16 protein-coding genes and 1 pseudogene are annotated in these 20,510 nt (G+C 41.6%); 13 read left to right on the top strand and 4 right to left on the bottom strand.

All coding sequences use genetic code 11. The annotated features are described in order from the left end of the window. Window positions 1-225: 225 nt before the first annotated feature. Window positions 226-482 (bottom strand): annotated as a pseudogene (locus tag NWP21_RS05205) (hypothetical protein). Between the two features lie 147 nt (window positions 483-629). Between NWP21_RS05205 and NWP21_RS05200 the strand changes: the two are divergent. The 10 genes from NWP21_RS05200 (at window position 630) to NWP21_RS05155 (ending at window position 10,271) form a co-directional block, all read left to right on the top strand. Continuing rightward, the gene (locus NWP21_RS05200; protein WP_271734854.1) at window positions 630-1,004 is read left to right on the top strand and encodes a DUF4870 domain-containing protein; all 375 of its coding nucleotides are present in this window, start codon (window positions 630-632) and stop codon (window positions 1,002-1,004) included. Between the two features lie 251 nt (window positions 1,005-1,255). Beyond that, window positions 1,256-2,098, top strand: a complete 843-nt coding sequence (locus tag NWP21_RS05195; RefSeq protein ID WP_271734855.1) for a DUF2382 domain-containing protein — start codon at window positions 1,256-1,258, stop codon at window positions 2,096-2,098. Window positions 2,099-2,321: 223 nt separating this feature from the next. Beyond that, window positions 2,322-3,137, top strand: a complete 816-nt coding sequence (locus NWP21_RS05190; RefSeq protein WP_280791876.1) for a DUF2382 domain-containing protein — start codon at window positions 2,322-2,324, stop codon at window positions 3,135-3,137. A 171-nt stretch (window positions 3,138-3,308) separates the two neighbouring features. Further along, window positions 3,309-3,866 (top strand): DUF2382 domain-containing protein, encoded by a 558-nt coding sequence (locus NWP21_RS05185; protein WP_271734858.1) that lies wholly within the window; start codon window positions 3,309-3,311, stop codon window positions 3,864-3,866. A 109-nt stretch (window positions 3,867-3,975) separates the two neighbouring features. Further along, window positions 3,976-5,616 (top strand): alpha/beta hydrolase, encoded by a 1,641-nt coding sequence (locus tag NWP21_RS05180; protein ID WP_280791875.1) that lies wholly within the window; start codon window positions 3,976-3,978, stop codon window positions 5,614-5,616. Between the two features lie 37 nt (window positions 5,617-5,653). Further along, window positions 5,654-7,090, top strand: a complete 1,437-nt coding sequence (locus tag NWP21_RS05175; protein WP_280791874.1) for a phosphoglucomutase/phosphomannomutase family protein — start codon at window positions 5,654-5,656, stop codon at window positions 7,088-7,090. 16 nt (window positions 7,091-7,106) lie between these two features. Further along, the gene (gene rdgB, locus NWP21_RS05170) at window positions 7,107-7,685 is read left to right on the top strand and encodes an RdgB/HAM1 family non-canonical purine NTP pyrophosphatase (RefSeq protein WP_280791873.1); all 579 of its coding nucleotides are present in this window, start codon (window positions 7,107-7,109) and stop codon (window positions 7,683-7,685) included. A gap of 70 nt (window positions 7,686-7,755) precedes the next feature. Then, window positions 7,756-8,091, top strand: coding sequence for a hypothetical protein (locus tag NWP21_RS05165; protein ID WP_280791872.1), 336 nt, complete (start codon window positions 7,756-7,758; stop codon window positions 8,089-8,091). A gap of 52 nt (window positions 8,092-8,143) precedes the next feature. Next, window positions 8,144-9,727, top strand: coding sequence for an NAD(P)/FAD-dependent oxidoreductase (locus NWP21_RS05160; protein ID WP_280791871.1), 1,584 nt, complete (start codon window positions 8,144-8,146; stop codon window positions 9,725-9,727). Between the two features lie 37 nt (window positions 9,728-9,764). Continuing rightward, window positions 9,765-10,271 carry a hypothetical protein gene (locus NWP21_RS05155; protein WP_280791870.1) on the top strand — a complete coding sequence of 169 codons (507 nt, stop codon included), beginning with the start codon at window positions 9,765-9,767 and terminating at the stop codon, window positions 10,269-10,271. Here the strand turns inward: NWP21_RS05155 and NWP21_RS05150 are convergent. Continuing rightward, window positions 10,248-10,736 carry a zinc ribbon domain-containing protein gene (locus NWP21_RS05150; RefSeq protein WP_280791869.1) on the bottom strand — a complete coding sequence of 163 codons (489 nt, stop codon included), beginning with the start codon at window positions 10,734-10,736 and terminating at the stop codon, window positions 10,248-10,250. The genes NWP21_RS05155 and NWP21_RS05150 overlap by 24 nt on opposite strands. Window positions 10,737-10,984: 248 nt before the next feature. On the opposite strand from NWP21_RS05150, the gene NWP21_RS05145 reads away from it, so the two are divergent. Together NWP21_RS05145 and alaS are read left to right on the top strand one after the other, a co-directional pair. Further along, window positions 10,985-11,680: an ATP-dependent Zn protease gene (locus NWP21_RS05145; RefSeq protein WP_280791868.1), complete on the top strand. Its 696-nt coding sequence runs from the start codon at window positions 10,985-10,987 to the stop codon at window positions 11,678-11,680. A 166-nt stretch (window positions 11,681-11,846) separates the two neighbouring features. Beyond that, window positions 11,847-14,489 carry an alanine--tRNA ligase gene (gene alaS, locus NWP21_RS05140; protein ID WP_280791867.1) on the top strand — a complete coding sequence of 881 codons (2,643 nt, stop codon included), beginning with the start codon at window positions 11,847-11,849 and terminating at the stop codon, window positions 14,487-14,489. Between the two features lie 183 nt (window positions 14,490-14,672). Here the strand turns inward: alaS and NWP21_RS05135 are convergent, their stop codons facing one another. After that, on the bottom strand, window positions 14,673-15,449 hold the full coding sequence (locus NWP21_RS05135) for a Uma2 family endonuclease (protein WP_280791866.1): 777 nt from the start codon (window positions 15,447-15,449) through the stop codon (window positions 14,673-14,675). 251 nt (window positions 15,450-15,700) lie between these two features. Here NWP21_RS05135 and NWP21_RS05130 point away from each other — a divergent pair, with 251 nt between their 5' ends. Further along, window positions 15,701-19,120, top strand: a complete 3,420-nt coding sequence (locus NWP21_RS05130) for a DNA methyltransferase (RefSeq protein ID WP_280791865.1) — start codon at window positions 15,701-15,703, stop codon at window positions 19,118-19,120. Here NWP21_RS05130 and NWP21_RS05125 read toward each other — a convergent pair. Next, window positions 19,093-20,157 (bottom strand): L-histidine N(alpha)-methyltransferase, encoded by a 1,065-nt coding sequence (locus tag NWP21_RS05125; protein WP_280791864.1) that lies wholly within the window; start codon window positions 20,155-20,157, stop codon window positions 19,093-19,095. The genes NWP21_RS05130 and NWP21_RS05125 overlap by 28 nt on opposite strands. Between the last annotated feature and the right edge of the window lie 353 nt (window positions 20,158-20,510).

The raw sequence follows: 20,510 nt of genomic DNA, 5'->3' as shown, positions 1-20,510 counted from the left end.
CTATAAATATTAGGTTTTAACCATTTTGGTAGTTGAAACTTTTATAAAAATCAGAAAATTTTTTCTCTAAAATGCTAGTAAATCTCAATAAGACTGTGGTAGAGTGCAAACAGCTCACACAATGTTAATAAACTTTCCACATTTATTAGGCTGAATCCTGTTTTGAGATTTGCACAACAAAACAGGAATTTGGCCATTTTGTCCAGGAGTACGTAAATTAAACTATCAGGTATGAAGGTTGGCTTGTTCTTGTAACCACGGATCTACAGGCTGTCCATCTTTGCGCCGTAGTTCAATTTCTACCACCATAACTTCTAGGAAGGGGGCGCAGGCTGTTGATGGAAAATAATATCATCATCTCAGGGGTTATGTTTGCGTTCTTTGAGCCAGTCCTGTACCTTGATTGTAGCAAAAAATGATTGCCCCTGGTCAAACAGCCGGGTAATCTGCATTTGTAATGTATGGGGATTAATGCGACCCATTGTTTAAATCCTCTGTGGATTAAACCTGATTCCTCGTTTATGTTACAGGCAGTAATAACAACTCCTAGAGTACGGTAAACTGTCATACCCAACCGATGATGTATTCGTTAAAATGAAAATGACCAACCTACTTGAGAGAACACCAGGATGGAAGTTGGATACAATGCTGATAAACGTAAATTGCTGTCATCTGTGTGTCACGGGGCAATTTTCTTTAGTACGACATTATTCTCTATTGGGGTTCCCATTGTCATTAACTTAATTTCCGATGACCCAGTGGTGAAGAGTAATGCTAAAGAATCCATTAATTTTCACTTTAATGTTTGGTTTTGGGGAACCGTAATTGGAGTACCAATTGGGGTTATATCTTTTCTCACATTTGGATTGGGGGGAATTTTGTTCTTTCCTGTGGTTGCATTGGGTTTTGCACTGCATTGGGGATTGACAATTTGGGCGCTGTTGCACTGTTTCAGTCAGCCAGATGAACCATTGCGGTATCCTTTTATTTTCCGAGTTTTCTAATGGTGTTTCATTCGATATTTTTCTCACAGAAGAGGAATACAGGTTAATATCCCTGTTCATTTTCCCATGAGATGGTTAAAATAATTGCTGTGTCTGACTTAGGACTGACGCAAGTTGGACACGAAATTAAATTATAATTTTATCATCTATAAATCATCAAATATATTCCCTCAATTCAGCCGCCAGTAAGAGGAAGATAATCATCAGAATTTTTATGCTGATAGGTATAAATATTCTACACCTGTAAGTATATGCCTCTTTACAAACTTGAAGAATTTGACCCTAACTACCGAGAAACATTTGGCGGTGATGACGTGAAAACCTTAGACCTTTACACTGAAGGCGGAGTTAGAGTTGGTTCAGTAGCTGATGCTTTAGTTGACCAAGAGGGACGTTTTCGGTATTTAGTTATTGACACCAGCTTCGACTCTGTGAGTAAGAAGATATTACTACCAATTGGGCTTTCTCACATTAATTATCCCGCCCAACGTGTTTATGTTGACGGACTGAGTAAAGAACAAGTTGAGTATTTACCTGAATACCAAGAAACTATCAATGTTGATGAGGATTATGAAAAAGAGGTGCGCCTTGTTTTTCGCCCTGAAAGTAGAGATATCTCTGAACAACAGGATATATCCCTTTACGAAAGAGAGCCAGATTTATATAACTTAAATGAACAATATCATCAAACTCTCAGGCTATATGAAGAACGTTTGATTGCTAATAAGCATCGGGTCAAGACTGGGGAGGTAAAAGTTGGTAAGCACGTTGAAACACAAATTGCACAGGTGACAGTACCTGTGAAGAAAGAACGTGTTTTGATTGAGCGCGTTCTTCCCACAGAAATAGGAACAGTGGTAGACCCAAAAGCTCTTAAATTTCAAGAGGGGGAAATAGCACGGATAGAATTGTACGAAGAAAGGCCGGAAATTCGCAAAGAAGCCTTTGTACGGGAAGAAATTAGAGTTAAGAAGGTTGTAGACCGCCACACGGTAGAAGCACAAGACACCATTCGGCGAGAACAGTTAGATATTGATACTACAGGGGAATTACATATGGATGCAGCTAGTAGAAACCCTGAACAAGCCTTTTGAGTAGCTAATTAGGGAATGTAATTTGGTGATTCATATCAAAGGTAGGTAGGGGAAATTTCGCCTCTACCTCTACTTTTATTGTGAATTTAACAGAAATATCAGAAATATATAACTTTTGATGTGATGTCAATGTATTAATTCAGTCAATAGTAAGAGGGAAAATAGCTAATTAACCTTTATGTTATTCATTAACAGATGGTATCAAAACTCAAAGGTAAATGTCATGGCTCTTCACAGATTGGCAGATGTGGCTCCAAATTATCGTGAAACTATTCAAGGTAATGATATTCAAGGCTTAGGTGTCTACACCGACAAGACTGATGAAAAGATTGGTACAGTAAGTGATGTTTTAGTCGATGAAGAGGGACATTTTCGTTATCTAGTTGTTGATTTAGGTTTTTGGATATTTGGTAAAAAAGTACTACTACCCGTTGGACGTTCCCGCATTGACTATGATGCTGGTCGCGTCTACGCCATTGGTATGACTAGGGAACAGGCGGAAAATTTACCGGAGTTTGAAGAAGGTAGAACACTTGATTATGACTATGAAGAACAGGTAAGGGGGGTTTATCGCGATACCACCCCCCATACTTATAACCGTGATACTTACACTTATGAACATGAACCTTCTTTGTACGAGCTAAATCAGCAAGACCATCAAACTCTACGATTGTATGAAGAACGGTTAATTGCTGACAAAGTTCGCCAAAAAACTGGAGAAGTAGTCATTGGTAAGCACGTTGAAAGTGAAACTGTCAAGGTTTCCGTTCCCATAGAAAAAGAGCATGTTGTTATTGAACGTGTGACTCCAACAGATGTGGGTCAGGTTGTTCCTCCTAGCGAAGCTAACTTCCGTGAGGGGGAAGTCGCTCGTATAGAAATCCATGAAGAGAGTCCTGAAATTCGCAAAGAGGCTTTTTTACGGGAAGAAATTAAAATCGATAAGGTTGTAGAGCAAGAAACAATTGAGACTCAAGACACTGTGCGCCACGAAGAGTTAGATGTTAATGCTCCTAATCTTCGCGTTGAGGAGCGCTAATCAGTAATTACAACTAATAACCAATTAAAGAGCAAGTGCGGGTGTACCTTTTTTAATAGTTACTAGGTTGAACTACTTCACTATCGATTCTCAGGCTATGGTGGTTTAAATACTCTACCATAGGCCTGATAAAGGTGATCTAATCAAAACATTTGATCAAGAGTAGAGCTTATGTCTGAATATTTAAAACTGCAAAAAGCAGATGGTCAAAAAACAGTAGATAAATTAACTGAACTAAAAACGCTGAATAACAAGATGATTAAAAGTCAAACTGAAGTTGAGGAAGAAGATACTTTTCGTTTAATAGAAGAACGATTGATAGCTGATCATAAAAAATCCAAACTTGGTGATGTTATTATTCGCAAAGAAATTGAAACTCAAATAATACAAGTACCTGTGAGGCGTGAAAAATTAATTGTGGAGCAAGTTAGTCCAGAGAATAAACGACTGGCAGAAATTGACTTGACACAGGGTGAGATTTCTGGTCTTGAGTTCATCGAGGATGATAGACCATTAGGAACGGTTCTAAATACCCATGTAAATGTGAGTGGTGAATTCAGTTCGCCGAAAATTGCTAGTTTACTTTTAAATGCGATCGCTCAGGAAAAAAATCACGGCTGTGAGCAGGTAAAAATTACAATTGCTGTGACAAATGAGTCCCTACAGAAGAAATATCAGGAATGGTTTGCTCGTTGTTCTAAAGGCGAGAAACCCCTGGGAGCAAAATAAGCGGATAAACTTGATAAAGTTTATGTAATGTCCGACCATTCATACATAATAATAAACAGTTTGTACTGACTAAGAGCAAACATTTTTTATTGAGTTTGATTAAACGGACATGATTTTATTGAAAAAATTTTGGCAATCTTCAATTTTAGGGCTGCTATGGACTTTGATGACTGCTACCCCCGGAATGGGGGCTGAACGGATTAGCTTTTTTTACCCTCCTTTTGGGGAATTCTCCCTGAGTCTGGACTCATTAGCAATATTTGCTCAAAAAGGGAAAATCACTGACGAATTTTCCTTTTATGCGCGCCGGGTTAATCCCCAGCAACTGGCTCAATTACGAGAAGTGCTACAGCAGGAATTTAATGTTACTCCCACTCTTGTATCTCAGGTGAGTTACTCACCTATAGGCGAAGACCTCATAGACCGTTTAGGGGGCTTAATCCGCACGGAATCAAGGCAAAATGGCTTTTACGCCATCAGAGGTGCTTTAATACTAGCTGCTGCTTCTCCAGAAGGCTTAACAGTGGTGAATTTTCTGCGTCACTTTCCCTCCCCCACAGTACGGTTAAATTTTACAGAGGGGCTAAAGTTGGTTGATGATTTATCGCAGGTATTAGAGAAAAGGGATGAGGTTGTAACTTGGATTCAACAAGAAGCGATCGCCCATGGTGCGCCCATTAATTGGAAGCAACGGCCGGATTTAGCTGCATCTGGTCCGTTTACTTGGCGACGAACCGAATTGATACTCCGGGATAGGTCCCGCGATGTTCTTCGCATCATACCCACAGATATTTATCTACCACAAGGAACAGCGCCGCCTTTTCCTCTGATTGTGATTTCTCATGGTATTGCTTCTGACCGTTCTTCTTTTGCTTATTTGGCTGAACATTTAGCATCCCACGGTTTTGCTGTAGCGGTATTAGAACACCCGGGGAGTAATGCGGAACGTGTTCGGCGCTACTTGACGGGTTTGGCTGGGCCATTAGAAGCCGAAGAATTTATTAACCGACCTTTAGATATTAAGTTTCTCCTGGATGAACTTGAGCGCAGAGAAAAATCAGATCCTAACCTCCAAGGACTCAACTTTGAGCAAGTCGGAGCCATGGGACATTCTTTTGGTGGTTACACTGTGTTAAGTTTGGCAGGAGCCAAGATTAATTTTGACCAACTGCAACAAGATTGTAGTCCGAATATTTCCTCTTTTAATTTGTCGCTGTTTTTACAGTGTCAAGTTACGCAGTTAGAAGTTAAAGATTATGCACTCCAAGATGACCGCATTAAAGCTGTATTGGCTATTAATCCTGTATCTAGTTCAATTTTTGGTGAAAGTGAAATCAGTCAAATTCGAGTTCCTGTGATGCTGGTGGCGAATAGTCAGGATATTGCTACCCCTATGGTGTCTGAGCAGGTTCGGCCTTTTACCTGGTTGACTACTCCTAATAAGTATTTGGTATTAATTGAAAATGCTACTCATTTCAGTGCGATCGCCCAAATAGATCCAGAAAATAATGTGTTACCTATACCACCGGCTTTACTCGGTCCAAATCCTGCGCCAGCTTATTCTTACCTTCGGGCTTTGAATCTGGCCTTTTGGGAAGCACACCTTGTCAATCGCCCCGAATATGCTTCTTATTTACGACCCTCTTATGCTCAATATCTCAGTCGATATCCTCTCAATCTCAGTCTGTTAAATTCTTCCTCGGCGGATCCATTGAGTCAAGCATTGCAAGAATTCACTCCTCGATTATAAATGCTAAAATCCTCTCGTAAACAGTGAGGATAACTTAATGCCAGTTGCTGCTAACTCTATTAAGTTTGGTACAGACGGTTGGCGGGGGGTGATTGCTGATGAATTCACCTTTGAACGCCTAGCATTAGTGGCACCAGTTGCCGCTCAAGTCTTATATAATACATATAATTCTACAGTAGGCAGCAAAACTATTATTGTCGGCTATGATCGCCGCTTTATGGCCGAGGACTTTGCTCGCACTGTGGCTGATACTGTCTGCGCTGTCGGCTTTGATGTTTTACTCAGCGAAACCTACGCCCCAACTCCGGCTTTTAGTTGGGCGGCTAAAGAACTTAATGCTTTGGGGGCGCTAGTTATTACAGCCAGTCATAACCCCGGTACATATTTAGGTCTAAAAGTCAAGGGTCATTGTGGGGGTTCAGTACCGCCAGAAGTGACAAAAGAAATTGAAACTTTATTATCTGTGGGTGTACCACCAGCAGCTAAACCCGGAAAACAAGATATATTTAACCCCTGGCCTAGTTACATCACAGCCTTAAAAGGTAAAGTTAATATTGCCAAGATTCAAGAGGCGATCGCCTGTGGTAAACTGACATTATTCGCCGATGTCATGCATGGTGCGGCAGCTGGGGGATTGGGAAAATTACTCAAACATGGGGTTCAAGAAATCAACAGCAACCGCGATCCTTTATTTGCAGGAGGAGCGCCAGAACCTTTACCAAAATACCTATCTGGTTTATTCTCAGTCATTAAAAGCCACCGCCAAACAGACACATCAGGTTTAACGGTGGGGTTAGTATTTGACGGGGACTGCGATCGCATCGGCGCAGTAGATGGAAAAGCTAACTTTTTGAGTTCCCAAATCTTAATACCTATATTAATCGACCACCTTACCCAAAGGCGGGGTTTTACAGGTGAAATTGTTAAAACTGTCAGTGGTTCAGATTTAATTCCCCGGGTAGCAGCACTGCATAATTTACCAGTTTTTGAAACAGCAGTGGGATATAAGTACATCGCTGATAGAATGTTAGCAGCACAGGTGTTGTTAGGTGGTGAAGAGTCGGGAGGAATCGGCTATGGTAGTCATATTCCCGAACGTGATGCACTGCTATCAGCATTGTATGTTTTAGAAGCTATTGTATCATCTGGTCTCGATTTAAGCGATTATTACCGGGATTTACAACAGAAAACAGGTTTCACCTCCGCTTATGACCGCATTGATTTACCTTTAGCTAGTATGGCAGTGCGATCGCGTCTTTTACAACAACTGGAAACCGAACCATTAAGGGAAATTGCGCTCAAAGCAGTAGTTGATTGTCAAACCATCGACGGTTATAAATACCGGTTAGCTGATGACAGCTGGTTAATGATTCGGTTTAGCGGTACTGAACCGGTGTTACGTCTGTATTGTGAAGCAGCAACACTTGAGGAAGTACATCAAACCTTGGCTTGGGCAAAAAATTGGGCGACCTAAACTGTTAAATGAATATATGACTAAAATAATGGTAGTAGCTACGGGTAACCCCGGTAAGCTCCGGGAACTACAAGCTTATCTCGCTAATTCTGGTTGGGAATTAACCCTCAAACCACCAGAATTAGAAGTTGCAGAAACCGGTACAACTTTTGCAGACAATGCTTGTCTCAAGGCCTCCCAAATTGCTCAAGCTACAGGACAATGGGCGATCGGTGATGATTCTGGGTTACAAGTAGATGCTTTAAATGGCGCACCAGGGGTTTATTCTGCACGTTATGGTCAAAGCGACTCAGGTCGCATTGCTAGGTTATTACAAGAGTTAGGTAACTCAGAAAATCGCCAAGCTCAGTTTGTCTGTGCAGTGGCGATCGCTCGTCCTGATGGTAAAATAGTTTTACAATCCACAGGGGTATGTCGCGGCGAAATTCTCCATACACCCAGGGGTGAGGGTGGTTTTGGCTACGACCCTATATTTTACGTTCCTGAGCAGCAATTGACTTTTGCGCAAATGTCACGGGAGATCAAAGGGTCAATTAGCCATCGGGGTCTTGCTCTCCAGGCTTTAATTCCTCAGTTGGCAGATTTAGAAGCATAAATGTTTTCCCATTCTTGGGAAATCTGACTGAAGATTGTAGCGGTTCTAACTTGAGTAGGATAACTAGATTTTGACGATTGTTGAAAATGAAGTTAAAACTTATTCAGGTAAAGATATGAAGTCTTTGGCCAAAGTCGCCTTTATGCTACTATTTAGCAGTATGGCTGTTACTGCTTTCAATCCCATATCTCAGGTTTTAGCTCAAGAAGGGGAAACCTCCCCACAGCAACCCGGTCTTAGTCAAGAGTCAGACCAACCAGAGTCAAGCACATCTACCCCTGAAGCTACTGTTAATCAACAGCTAGATATTAAAGTAGAAGCAGAAAATGAAATTGAAACAGAATCCGCACCTCCCGCACATATGATGACTACCCCAGATGGTGGGGGTGAATCTGGTTCTGAGTAAGTATTACGTTGTCTGGGTCTAGAAAAATTATCAAGCAAAAGGGGACAGCCAGATGCACAATTTTGATTATGTCATTCTGGGGGCCGGATTAGGTGGACTTTCCGCCGCAGCTTGTTTAACTAAGCAAGGATACAGGGTGGCTGTTTTAGAAAAACATTACCTACCTGGCGGCTGCTGCCACACTTTTGATTATGGTGACTATAGTTTTTGCGCTAATGTCCATTATATATCTCAATGCGCACCTAGTCAAACTATTGGGCAATTTCTCAACTACATTCAGCGCCATGTCCCCTTTCATAGCCTTGACCCAGACTGCATAGACCGGATAATTACACCGCAGGTAGATTTTAAAATTCCTTTAGGATGGGAAAACTTGCGATCGCGTTTACTCTCCACTTTTCCCGAGGAGACAACTGCTATTAATGGCTACTGTGACACAATTGCGCAGATCCATCAGGAAATGCGTAGCCTAGGGGGGGAAATACGTTGGTATAATCAGAATTGGTCAGACTGGTTGAAGTTACCTAAATATTTCCATTTATTTAGAAAGCGCAACTGGACTTTACAAGACTTATATGACCATGTGGGTTTATCACCCAAATTACAAGCAGTACTAGGGGGACAAAGTGGTGATTATGCACTACCACCTCATGAAATCGCCTTACTGATCCACACTTCCCTAGTTTGGGATTACTCAGAAGGCGCTTACTATCCTCAATACCATTTTAAGCAGTTTGTAGATAGTATTACAGATGCGATCACCGAAGGGGGAGGTATAATTAAATATTCAACTCCTGTCCAGCATATTGAAGTTAATCAAAAGCAAGTACAATGGGTAACTGCTGGTGATCAAACCTACCAAGCTACTCAGGGCTATATTAGCGACCTTGACCCCAAATTAACAGTAGAGTTAATACACGACACCACAGCTTTGAGCTTAAGGGAACGTCAACGCCTTACCAATTACGAATACTCAACTAGTGCATTTAATATTTACCTGGGTTTAGATAGTCGCTTTCAACCAGAAAATTATAGGATTGGTAACTGGAATATTTGGTATTATCCCACAGGAGATTTAAACAGGGAATATCAACGCCAATTTCAGGGAGACCTCAGCCAACCTTGGATTTTCCTATCTTGTCCCACGATGAAATCTAGAGATAACGCCGGAATAGCTCCACCAGGTCATCATATCTTAGAAATCGCCACTGTCTGCCCTTACGAACCATTTAAACATCTGCAAGACACCAACCACCAAGGCTATAAAGCCAAGAAACGGGAAGTTTACCAGCAGATCATGACCAGTGTTCGAGATTTAATTCCCGATGTAGACCAGTACGCGCGCATGAAGGTTTCTGGTACACCCACCACCAGTGAATTTTATCTCGGACAACCCCAAGGTAATATTTACGGTGCAAAGTTAGTACCTGAACAAGTGGGGTTAAATCGGTTAGGATATATTACAGAGTTGCCTAACTTGTTTCTTGTGGGGGCTACTGCCGGCTATCCTAGTGTACCAGGGGTAATTGGTAATGGCATGGATGTTGTGGAACTGATCACAGGACAAGGAGTTAGGGGAGAGGTTCCGGCTTTGTTTTCGGCGAAAATCAGCAATATTCAGCATAGCCGGGAATGATAATATATTCTAGTTAATGCCATAATTCCCGCATTCAATGAACAAGGCACTGGATGAAACGCTGTCAATGGAAGTTGCGCAAAATATTAAAAGTAAGGCTCGTCAGCCCTTTGATAATGCTTATAGGGCGCTGTTAGTCACAGATCAGGCGAACTATGTCCAGGGGTTTTTGGCTATAGGGGGTAAACCTTACCAACCTATTGAACATGGTTGGCTAGAGTTGGCTGATACCTCTGGGGAGGATTCTCTAATTAAGATTATAGATCCCAGTCTACCACACCTAAACAAAAAAACTCAAGAACTTTGGTACTTTGCCGCCCAAAGTTTTACCAGGAAACAATTAAAAGCGATTATTGAGGAATCACAGGAAGATTATCCCGAGGATGACCCATTACCGGTTTATGGGGATGCACCCTATGAGTATTATGGTAATGTGATGTTGGGTGGTGGCGAATATTTAGCGGCTTACCAAGCTGCACAGGCTAAGTGTCAAGAACTCAGAGAATCCGCTCGGTTAAACTTACCCAAAAATCCCCAAGTCTAGACTTAACTGGACACTGGCAATTTTAGCGTTAACTTCTTGTTTCATCGCGGTCTGAGAATGACTTCTCAGAGGTTTATCCGCTCCGCAAGCAATCCCGGTAAAGCTTACCGTTTCTGACCGTTCAGGAATAAAAATCTTCTCAAACCACCGGTCAATATTTTTGGCGGCGTTTAAATCTCTGTCTTCAGTGTGTCCACAATCGGGACAGATATAAACACGGTTTTTCAGTGGCATTTTATGCCTATGATTACCACAGTTAGAGCAAATCTGAGAACTAGGAAACATCCTATCAACAATGATTAGTTGACTTGAGAATTTATCCGTTTTATACTCTAACTGCCGTCGAAATTCATACATACCACAGTCAGCAATTGCACCTGCTAACTTATGGTTTTTGAGAAATGCACGGAAAGCTGACACCTGTTTGTTGTTTGGTATCAGTGCTGTTTGAAAACTGAGTAACATTGTTCGACCTCCAATGTTTTATTAATTTTGATATTATATACCCATAGGATCTACATCACCTTTGATAATGCGAAAGTTTAACCGTTTTTACTGACACGCCTAGCTCTTGAGCAGTGTCGCCAATGGAAATAGTCATTTGATTGTTGTCCATAATAGAGTTACCTCGCTGTATGCACTCTATTATGTTGACATAATGGTAATAATGTCTATATGTGGGTATAATTTAAGTTGCAGTTTAGTCCCCTGGAATGAGTCAAACTAGTTTAAATTTATTAGCAATATCTATATTTCTCATGACCCTATCAGTCTTGTTAGGGCCATTAATTCATTTGTCCCCCGCAGTACCTGCGATCGCCACCTTTAGTATTTTGGGAATAGTCACTTTTGACAGTTTTAGTTTACAAGGGCGGGGTGGCACTATAATTTTAGATTGGATTGCCAGTTTTTCTCCCCAACACCGCGATCGCATCATCCACCACGAAGCTGGTCATTTTCTGGCTGCACATCTGCTGAATATCCCTGTGACTGGTTATACTCTCACTGCTTGGGATGCTTGGAAACAAGGACAACCAGGACAGGGGGGTGTGACCTTTGATGATGGGGAATTAGCATCCCAATTAGAACGGGGGACAATTAGCGCTCAAATCCTTGACCGTTATTGTACAGTCTGGATGGCAGGCATTGTCGCCGAAACTTTAGTTTTCAATGATGCACAAGGCGGTACTGACGATAAAAGCAAGTTAGCGGGAGTTTTAGCAGGTTTGGGTTTTTCTGCTTCCGCTAGTGAACAGAAACAACGATTTCATCTGCTACAAGCAAAGACTTTATTACAAGCAAATTGGTCTAGTTACCAAGCCTTAGTTAAATCGATGGAACAGGGCGCATCTGTCAGGGATTGTCAGCGGATAATTGCCACAGCTGAATCATCATCACCTATACTATAGATGCTCCTGGTGATAGCGCCAGCACTGCTAAAAGCAGATCGCTGTGGGTGAGAAACAGTAGAATAAATACCTGTCGGTGGGCTGTTAGTCACTTATGGCGTAGATACTCTATCCTGGGGCATATTTTTTTGTGTAAAAACAAGTATTAAGACGACTTTTTCAACCCATGGCTTCCACTCCCCAGAAACTTAGCGGTAATGCAATTCGCGATTCATTCCTTGACTTCTTCGCCCAACGAGGACACAAAATCTTACCCAGCGCCTCCCTCGTTCCCGAAGACCCCACCGTACTGCTAACTATTGCGGGGATGCTACCATTTAAACCCATATTCCTGGGACAGCGCACACCGGAATTTAACCGCGCTACCACATCTCAAAAGTGTATCAGGACTAACGATATTGAAAATGTTGGTCGCACTAAACGCCATCATACATTTTTTGAGATGTTGGGTAACTTTAGCTTTGGTGACTATTTTAAACCACAGGCGATCGCTTGGGGGTGGGAGCTATCCACAAAAATCTTTGGTTTACCACCAGAGCGCCTAGTGGTTAGCGTCTTTCAAGAAGATGATGAAGCCTATAATATCTGGCGCGATGACATCGGCGTACCAGTAGCTAGAATTAAGCGCATGGGTGAAGAAGATAACTTTTGGGTATCTGGTCCTACGGGTCCTTGTGGTCCTTGTTCAGAAATTTATTATGATTTTCACCCAGAACGGGGAGATGAAAATATTGACTTAGAAGACGATACCCGGTTTATCGAATTTTACAACCTGGTGTTTATGCAATATAACCGGGATGCATCGGGTAATTTAACCCCACTGCAAAATAAAAACATTGACACCGGTATGGGTTTGGAAAGGATGGCGCAAATCCTGCAACAAGTCCCCAATAACTACGAAACTGATTTAATTTTCCCGATTATTGAAACCGCTGCTCAGATAGCTAAAATATCATACCACAGCAGCGACGAGAAAACCCAAGTTTCCCTCAAAGTCATTGGTGACCATGTGCGATCTGTAGTCCACATGATTGCTGATGAAATTCGCGCTGCTAATGTGGGACGTGGTTATGTCCTACGGCGCTTAATTCGCCGGGTAGTCCGTCATGGGCGGTTAATTGGTATTAATGGGGAATTTATCACCCAAGTGGCAGAAACCGCAATTTCTCTTTCAGAATCAGCTTACCCCAATGTGCGTCAACGGGAAGCAGCAATTAAAGCCGAACTGCAACGAGAAGAAGCCAATTTCCTTAAAACTCTAGATAGAGGGGAAAAACTGCTCGCGGAAATTATTCAAGAGGTGAAAGGCCAAGGTAAAACTCAAATTAGCGGCGAAAGTGCTTTTACTTTATATGATACCTTTGGTTTCCCCTTAGAACTTACCCAAGAAATCGCCGCCGAAAATCATCTGACTGTGGATGAAGCTGGTTTTGATGCTGAAATGCAAAAACAGGTAGAACGAGCTAAAGCTGCTCACGAAACCATTGATTTAACTGTGCAAGGTTCTTTAGACAAGTTAGCTGAACATATCCACGCTACGGAATTTCTAGGTTATAGTCAACCCGCTTCCACTGCTAAAGTAGAAGCCATATTAATAGATGGTATTGCCCAAGAGGAAGCAGAAGCAGGGACAGAAGTTCAAATTGTCCTCAATCAAACCCCATTTTATGCCGAATCTGGGGGACAAATTGGCGATCGCGGTTATGTCTCCGGTGATGCTGTGTTGGTGCGGGTTACAGATGTGAAAAAAGAATCTGACTTTTTTATCCACTTTGGCCGCATAGAACGCGGTACAATCCGAGTAGGAGATACTGTCACCGCTCAAATTGATCGCGCTTGTCGTCGTCGCGCTCAAGCTAATCATACCGCTACACATTTACTGCAAGCGGCTCTTAAGAAAATTGTTGATGATGGTATATCTCAAGCTGGTTCCCTGGTCTCCTTTGACAGGTTGCGGTTTGACTTTAACTGTCCCCGCGCTTTGACATCAGAGGAAATTCAACAAATTGAAGAACAGGTAAATACCTGGATTGCCGAAGCACATCCAGCTAACATAGAAGTGTTACCTTTAGCAGAAGCCAAGGCTAGAGGTGCCGTGGCTATGTTTGGGGAAAAATACGGCGAACAAGTGCGGGTAATTGACTTTCCCAGTGTCTCTATGGAACTGTGCGGCGGTACTCATGTCAGTAATACTGCGGAAATAGGCAGCTTTAAAATTATCTCAGAGGCGGGTGTGGCTTCTGGGGTGCGGCGCATTGAGGCGGTTTCTGGTCCGGCTATTTTGGATTATCTCAATGTTCGTGATACAGTGGTTAGGGATTTAAGCGATCGCTTTAAGGTTAAACCCGAAGAATTACCGGAGCGGATCACCACACTGCAAACTGAACTGCGCAACGCTGAGAAACAACTAGCAACCCTGAAATCACAGCTGGCGATCGCAAAATCTGACAGTCTACTGCAAACAGTAGAATCTGTAGGTGATTATCAGGTATTAGTAGCGCAGATGGAAGAGGTTGACCCAGAATCATTAAAAACTGCTGCTGAAAGGTTACTACAAAAGATTACTCGTGGTGCGGTAGTATTGGGTTCTATTCCTGAAGCTGGTAAAGTCAGTATAGTTGCAGCCTTCAGCCCCGAAGTTAATCAAAAAGGACTCCAAGCAGGTAAATTCGTCGGCGCTATAGCCAAAATTTGCGGTGGTGGTGGTGGTGGAAGACCAAATCTAGCTCAAGCTGGGGGACGGGACACCAATAAATTACCAGAAGCTTTAGCTGAAGCCAAAAGTGATTTAAAATCAGCCTTGAGTTAATTTCTGAGGTCACCCACTGCGGTGCGATCGATGTCAGGAATATACCTTAAATTAACAGTATACCAATAGGGAGATTAAGAGTCAAAACCTTTTATTGTAGGCATTTAGCTGCCCTATTCTCCCTCATCTTCTAAAACTAATGTAACAAAACGTGAGTTGAACTAAGTTTTTTTACTTAAGCTATTACTGGTCTGGTTCTATTCCCAGAGCTTTCAATTGTGCTTCCAATTGGGCTGCGCGTTCCTTGGCTGCGATCGCCTCCTGTTGAGCTAATTGAGCTTGTTCCCTAGCTAATTGAGCTTGTTCCCTAGCTAACTGAGCTTGTTCCCTAGCTAACTGAGCGCTTTCTGTCCCAGTGGGTAGCACATCCCCATTTTGATCACACCACCGTAACCAAATATCCTCTTTACCTTCAAACACCCCCGACCACAAAGTTAAGCCTATACCAATTTCTGCAAACCAGAAATTATGCATTTCTAAATACTGTCTAATATTCAGTTGATAAGCGCGCAGTGGTTGCTCCCCGAGCATTTGCAAAGGGTCAAACACTGCGTAGTAGGGAACCCCCATTCTGGCGTAATCTTTCAATTTAGAGCCTAATTCGTTTCCTTCCCGGTTAGAAACTATTTCTATAACCACATCTGGAGTTTTGCCAAATTGCCAAACAAAATAACTGCGGTTCTTTTTTTCTCCCCAATCCGAAGGCATGGTAACATCAATACTGAGGAACACATCAGGGACCAGGGGAGGTAAACCAATACTGTAAAACACCCCGACATTAGCAGCAGCTATAAAATTTTGTGTTTCTGCGGGTGGAACCCAACCGTTGTACAATACCTCTGTTAATAAGCGCTGTTGTTTTTCTGACAGGAAATTATCCACTGGTGTATCATCTTCAGTAACAATATGGGTGATATCTGGTTCAGGTGCAAGCTCAGTTGAGAATATTTCTTTTACCATGATGTCTGCTACCTTCATCTACGGGGCTATTGATGAGAATTAACTGGCTGTTTCAGGTGGCGCAAAGGCGCAAAGAATGGCGGTTAGGTAAGTTGATTTTGGCTCATCTTCAAATTCAGCAACTCCGGGTATTTATATAGCAGTGTTAGCTTTAATGATAATGTTATATATAGTATAGCATCAATTAACTAAGGTTTTGTATTCGGTCATCTTGATATTTATTGACAAAAATACCTGTTTTCACCAGTAACATGAAGGAACTTGATCAACAAAGAGTTGAGATTTTTTTAGATAAATGGCAAGGATCTAGTGGTAATGAAATAGCTAACAAAGACTCATTTTGTTTAGATTTATGTACGGCTTTAGGTGTCCCACCTCCACCCCCTCAAGGTAGGGTTCCCGGTGACCCATATTGTCTGGAAAAAAATGTTAAAATGCCCCAGTCTACAGGAAACATCAAACAGGGGCGCATTGATTTTTATAAACAGGGACATTTTATCTTAGAAGCCAAACAGGGAACTATAAAATCTGGGAATAGTACACCCAAACGCGGCACAAGGGCTTATGATCAATATATGCAAAAAGCATTTATTCAAGCCACTGCTTATGCACCCCATTTACCGGTCAAGCCACCATTTTTATTAACTTGTGATATTGGTGACCATTTTGAGTTGTGGATGGGATTTAGTGGTGATTATGGTGGTTATGGAGCCAGACAAATTATTAAACTAAATGATTTATTAAAACCTGATATTTTTGACTTATTTGTTGATATTTTCACTCAACCCCAAAAGCGCAACCCAGAGAAAATTAGAGCCAAAGTAACACGAGATGTGGCGGGTGATTTAGCTCAGTTAGCCTATTGGTTAGAAAAACAGCAACATCACCCCCAAGAAGTGGCTAATTTTTTGATGCGTTGTATATTTACCATGTTTGCTGAAGATGTGCAACTACTCAAAAGAGGGGTATTTACTCAAGCATTAACCCAAAGATGGCTATGTCAACCCAGCAGCTTTAAGCCAGAGATTGAAACTTTATGGCGTACCATGGACGAAGGGGGAACCTTTGGTTTTGATAGTATATTAAGATTTAATGGTAGTTTGTTTACAAATGCCACAGCTTTTGATTTACCAAAGTCCCAATTAGAGGTATTATTACAAGCAGCTAAAAGAGATTGGAGCCAGGTAGAACCGGCAATTTTTGGAACTTTATTAGAAAGGGCTTTGGATACCAAAGAACGCAGTAAGTTGGGCGCACATTATACGCCGCGTTCTTATGTGGAAAGGTTAGTGCGTCCGGTGGTGATAGAACCATTACGCCAAGACTGGTTAGAAACAGAAATTGTGGTAGACCAGTTATTAAAAGTTCCAGGAGACTTAGAACCAACGGCGACCCAGAAAAAGAAAGCGGTAGAATTAATCAGAGAATTTCTGCAAAAGTTGAGAACTATTAAAATTCTTGACCCTGCTTGTGGTTCTGGTAACTTTTTGTATGTCACCTTGGATTTACTAAAAACTCTGGAAGCGGAGGTTATTCGCCGCATAGCTGATATTACCGGACAATATCAATCTAGTGTTTTAGACCAAGTTAATGTTTCTCAGTTTTTAGGTATTGAAGTAAATCCCAGAGCTGCTAGTATTGCCGAATTAGTCATCTGGATTGGTTATTTACAATGGTATTTTAAACAATTTGGCAACACTTCCCCACCGGAACCAGTGTTACAGAAATTTAATAATATTGAATATCGAGATGCGGTGTTAGCTTGGGATAGCAAAAAACCCGCCATTGACCCCACCACTCACCAAACCCGCACCCGGTGGGGTGGACGTACTATGAAGCACCCAGTCACGGGGGAAGATATCCCAGACCCTCAAGACCAAATCCCTATTTATAGTTATAGTAATCCGCGGATGGCAATATGGCCAGAGGCTGATTATATTGTCTCCAACCCGCCGTTTATTGGTAATGCCAGAATGCGGGAATTATTGGGTGATGGTTATACTGAAACTTTGCGTCAAGTATATCAAGATGTACCGGATACTGTTGATTTTGTCATGTATTGGTGGCACAAAGCCGCAGATTTAGTCAGAAAGGGTCAGGTAAAGCGCTTTGGTTTGATTACGACTAATACTATTAGTCAGGTGCGGTTAAGGAGTGTGATAGAATATCATTTAAAAGCAAAGCACCCCATTAAGTTAATTTTTGCCATTCCTGACCACCCTTGGACTGATGACGGTGCTGCGGTGCGAATTGCTATGACTGCGGCGGAGTTGGAAGGTTCCCCAGGGTCTCAGGTGGTACAATTGGGGGAGGTAATTTTGAAGGGGGAGGGAGAAACCCCAGAAGATACGGCAGATTTAATTGATATTGCATGGCAAAATGTCGGGGTGATTTTTAGTAATCTCCGAAGCGGTGCTAATCTTACTAATATCCAACCTCTCAAAGCAAATGATCAACTTTCCAGCCGCGGTATAATGCTTTTTGGTTCTGGGTTTATTATAGAACCAGTTGATTTTACTAAAATTGAGTCAGAAATATTATTTACTTACACTAATGGGAGAGATATATTGCAACGCTCTCGCCATGTCAAGATTATTGATTTCTTTGGTCTGAGTGTAACCGAAGCTGAAAAACTTTATCCTCAAGCATATCAATGGGTTTTAGAGAAAGTCAAACCAGAACGAGATGCTAATCGTGATCAAAATTTACGCAAAAACTGGTGGGTATTTGGTCGCCCTAGACCTGAACTTAGGCTAGCATTGCAAGATATACAGCGATATATTGTCACTGTAGAAACAGCTAAACACCGGGTGTTTATATTTTTAGCTCAAGGTGTTATTCCCGATAATAAACTAATTGCGATCGCTCTTGATGATGCCTACTTTTTAGGTGTTCTTTCCAGTAAGATTCATGTTACTTGGGCTTTAGCAGCAGGTGGGACATTAGGGATGGGTGGAGTTTATGTTAAAACAAAATGCTTCGACCCCTTCCCTTTCCCCGAACCCACCGCAGAACAAAAACAAAAAATCCGCGACTTAGGGGAAAAACTCGACGCACACCGCAAACAAGTACAAAGCCAACATCCTGATGTCACAATTACCGGGATGTATAACCTCCTAGAAAAATTACGCACGGGGGAACCCTTCACAGATGCTGATAGAAAATATAATGATCAAGCTTTAGTGTCCATCCTCAAATCAATTCACGATGAACTAGACGCGGCGGTTTTTGCTGCTTACGGATGGTCACCAAATATCAGTGATGAGCAAATTCTCACCCAATTAGTCGCCCTCAACGCTGAACGCGCTGGGGAAGAACGAAATAATTTAATTCGGTGGTTGCGTCCGGAATATCAAGCACCCCATGAAGTGAATACCCAAGTAGCCATTGCAGGTATCACCACAATCCCAGAAACTACAATTACACCCACACAGCAGCAACCATTCCCTAAAAAATCAAAAGAACAACTTGCAGCCATTCGGGATTTATTACGCACTCACGGCGGTGATTGGACTCTAGAACAAATCATTAAACAGTTTAAACTTACGCCGGGACAAAAGCAAGTCATTGGCGACCATTTAGAAAGTTTAGAATGGTTCAACATTCTAGTTAGCTCCCATGACCATGGCGTGACACGCTGGCGCTATGTAGAAACAGACTTAGCAACTTGACAAATCACCATAATATGTGATAGGTACTTATTACAACTATAATGAACAATTTCTAATCCTGCCGTTGCCAACTCCTCCATCAGTTCCGGTATCTGATGTTTATGGTGTCTCCAAATAGTCACCTCTTCATCTGCCAAAATTTCCACAGTTTTATCTATACCTAACTGCCTGAAGTTTATAGTATAGTGGCGATGAAACTTAATATTAGCTGTAACGCTATCTGTTTTTATATCATACTTTCTTACAAGTTGGCAATCCTCCGCAGCTATGCCTAACTTGTCAGTCATCCATCTGTATATTCCGTCTACATGATACTTCAAACCACCCCGAGCTATTCCATCCCATTGGGAATTATCACCAATTTCGTTAGTGAACACCAGCAAATCATTTTTGTTCATGCTGTGTCGGAAGTTTTGTAAGGCTTTACTTCTGTCTTGATGATTGCCAATAGTTACACCTAAATGTAAAAATATCTTAGGTATATTATCACTCCCTAAAATCTCCGGGTAAATAGGAGTATTTTCTATATCAACTGTGTAACTCTCAAACTGAACTTGGGGAAACCATTTAGTGAAGTTGGCTTTTGAGACACTTAAAAGTTCCTGGCTAATATCCAAGGCAATATATTTATTAATTTTACCTAATTTAACCAGTCGGGAAATAAATTTTTTCACTGGGTAAGAATTACCAGCACCTACATCTATAATATTTATCCTCTGGTAATTCTCAGAGCTATCCCTTGAGGTTAGCCATTGAGAATTAATATAGTCAAAATTGTCCTGTAATAAATCAATCTCTACGTTTTTAGGTTTAAACCATTGAGGGATAAGATATTTTTCATAAAAACTATGCCATATTTTACCACCTGGACCTTTGTAACCATACTTTAAAGGTATTTCCCGTTTGAGTTCTAATGAGTGAACTAACTCTGAAAGTTCTCCATGGGAAAAAATAGAGTTTAACTCTAGACTTGGCTCTACTAAACGAGTTGTATCTGGGAAAGCTTGGGAATTACTATAACTTTTTTTAGGTATCATTAGTGATAAGAATTTGAGGAGCTAAATTAAGACTATAACTATAGAGGTTACGACTGCCAAAGTTAAATATCATATCATAACCGGGTAATTACTGATAATGAAATCTATCAACCATGTTTCATGTTTAATGTGGTGTGTTACGGTGAATTGTCACTTTCTCCAGGTCATCCAAACCCGGTTAGTGGTAACACACCCTACTGAATATTGACTGTTTGACCCACAAACGAGACGCAAGCCCCTGGCTTCAGACATGGGGATAAGTCGATAGCGACTTTAGTCGCATTAAAGCGATTGAGTGGCTTTAGCCACATTCAATATTACATAAATTACTTCATGTGAACTTTATAAAAGCT

This window comes from Anabaenopsis sp. FSS-46 (assembly GCF_029891665.1).
Taxonomy (GTDB): Bacteria; Cyanobacteriota; Cyanobacteriia; order Cyanobacteriales; family Nostocaceae; genus Anabaenopsis; species Anabaenopsis arnoldii.
This window is presented reverse-complemented; position numbering and strand designations above follow the sequence as displayed.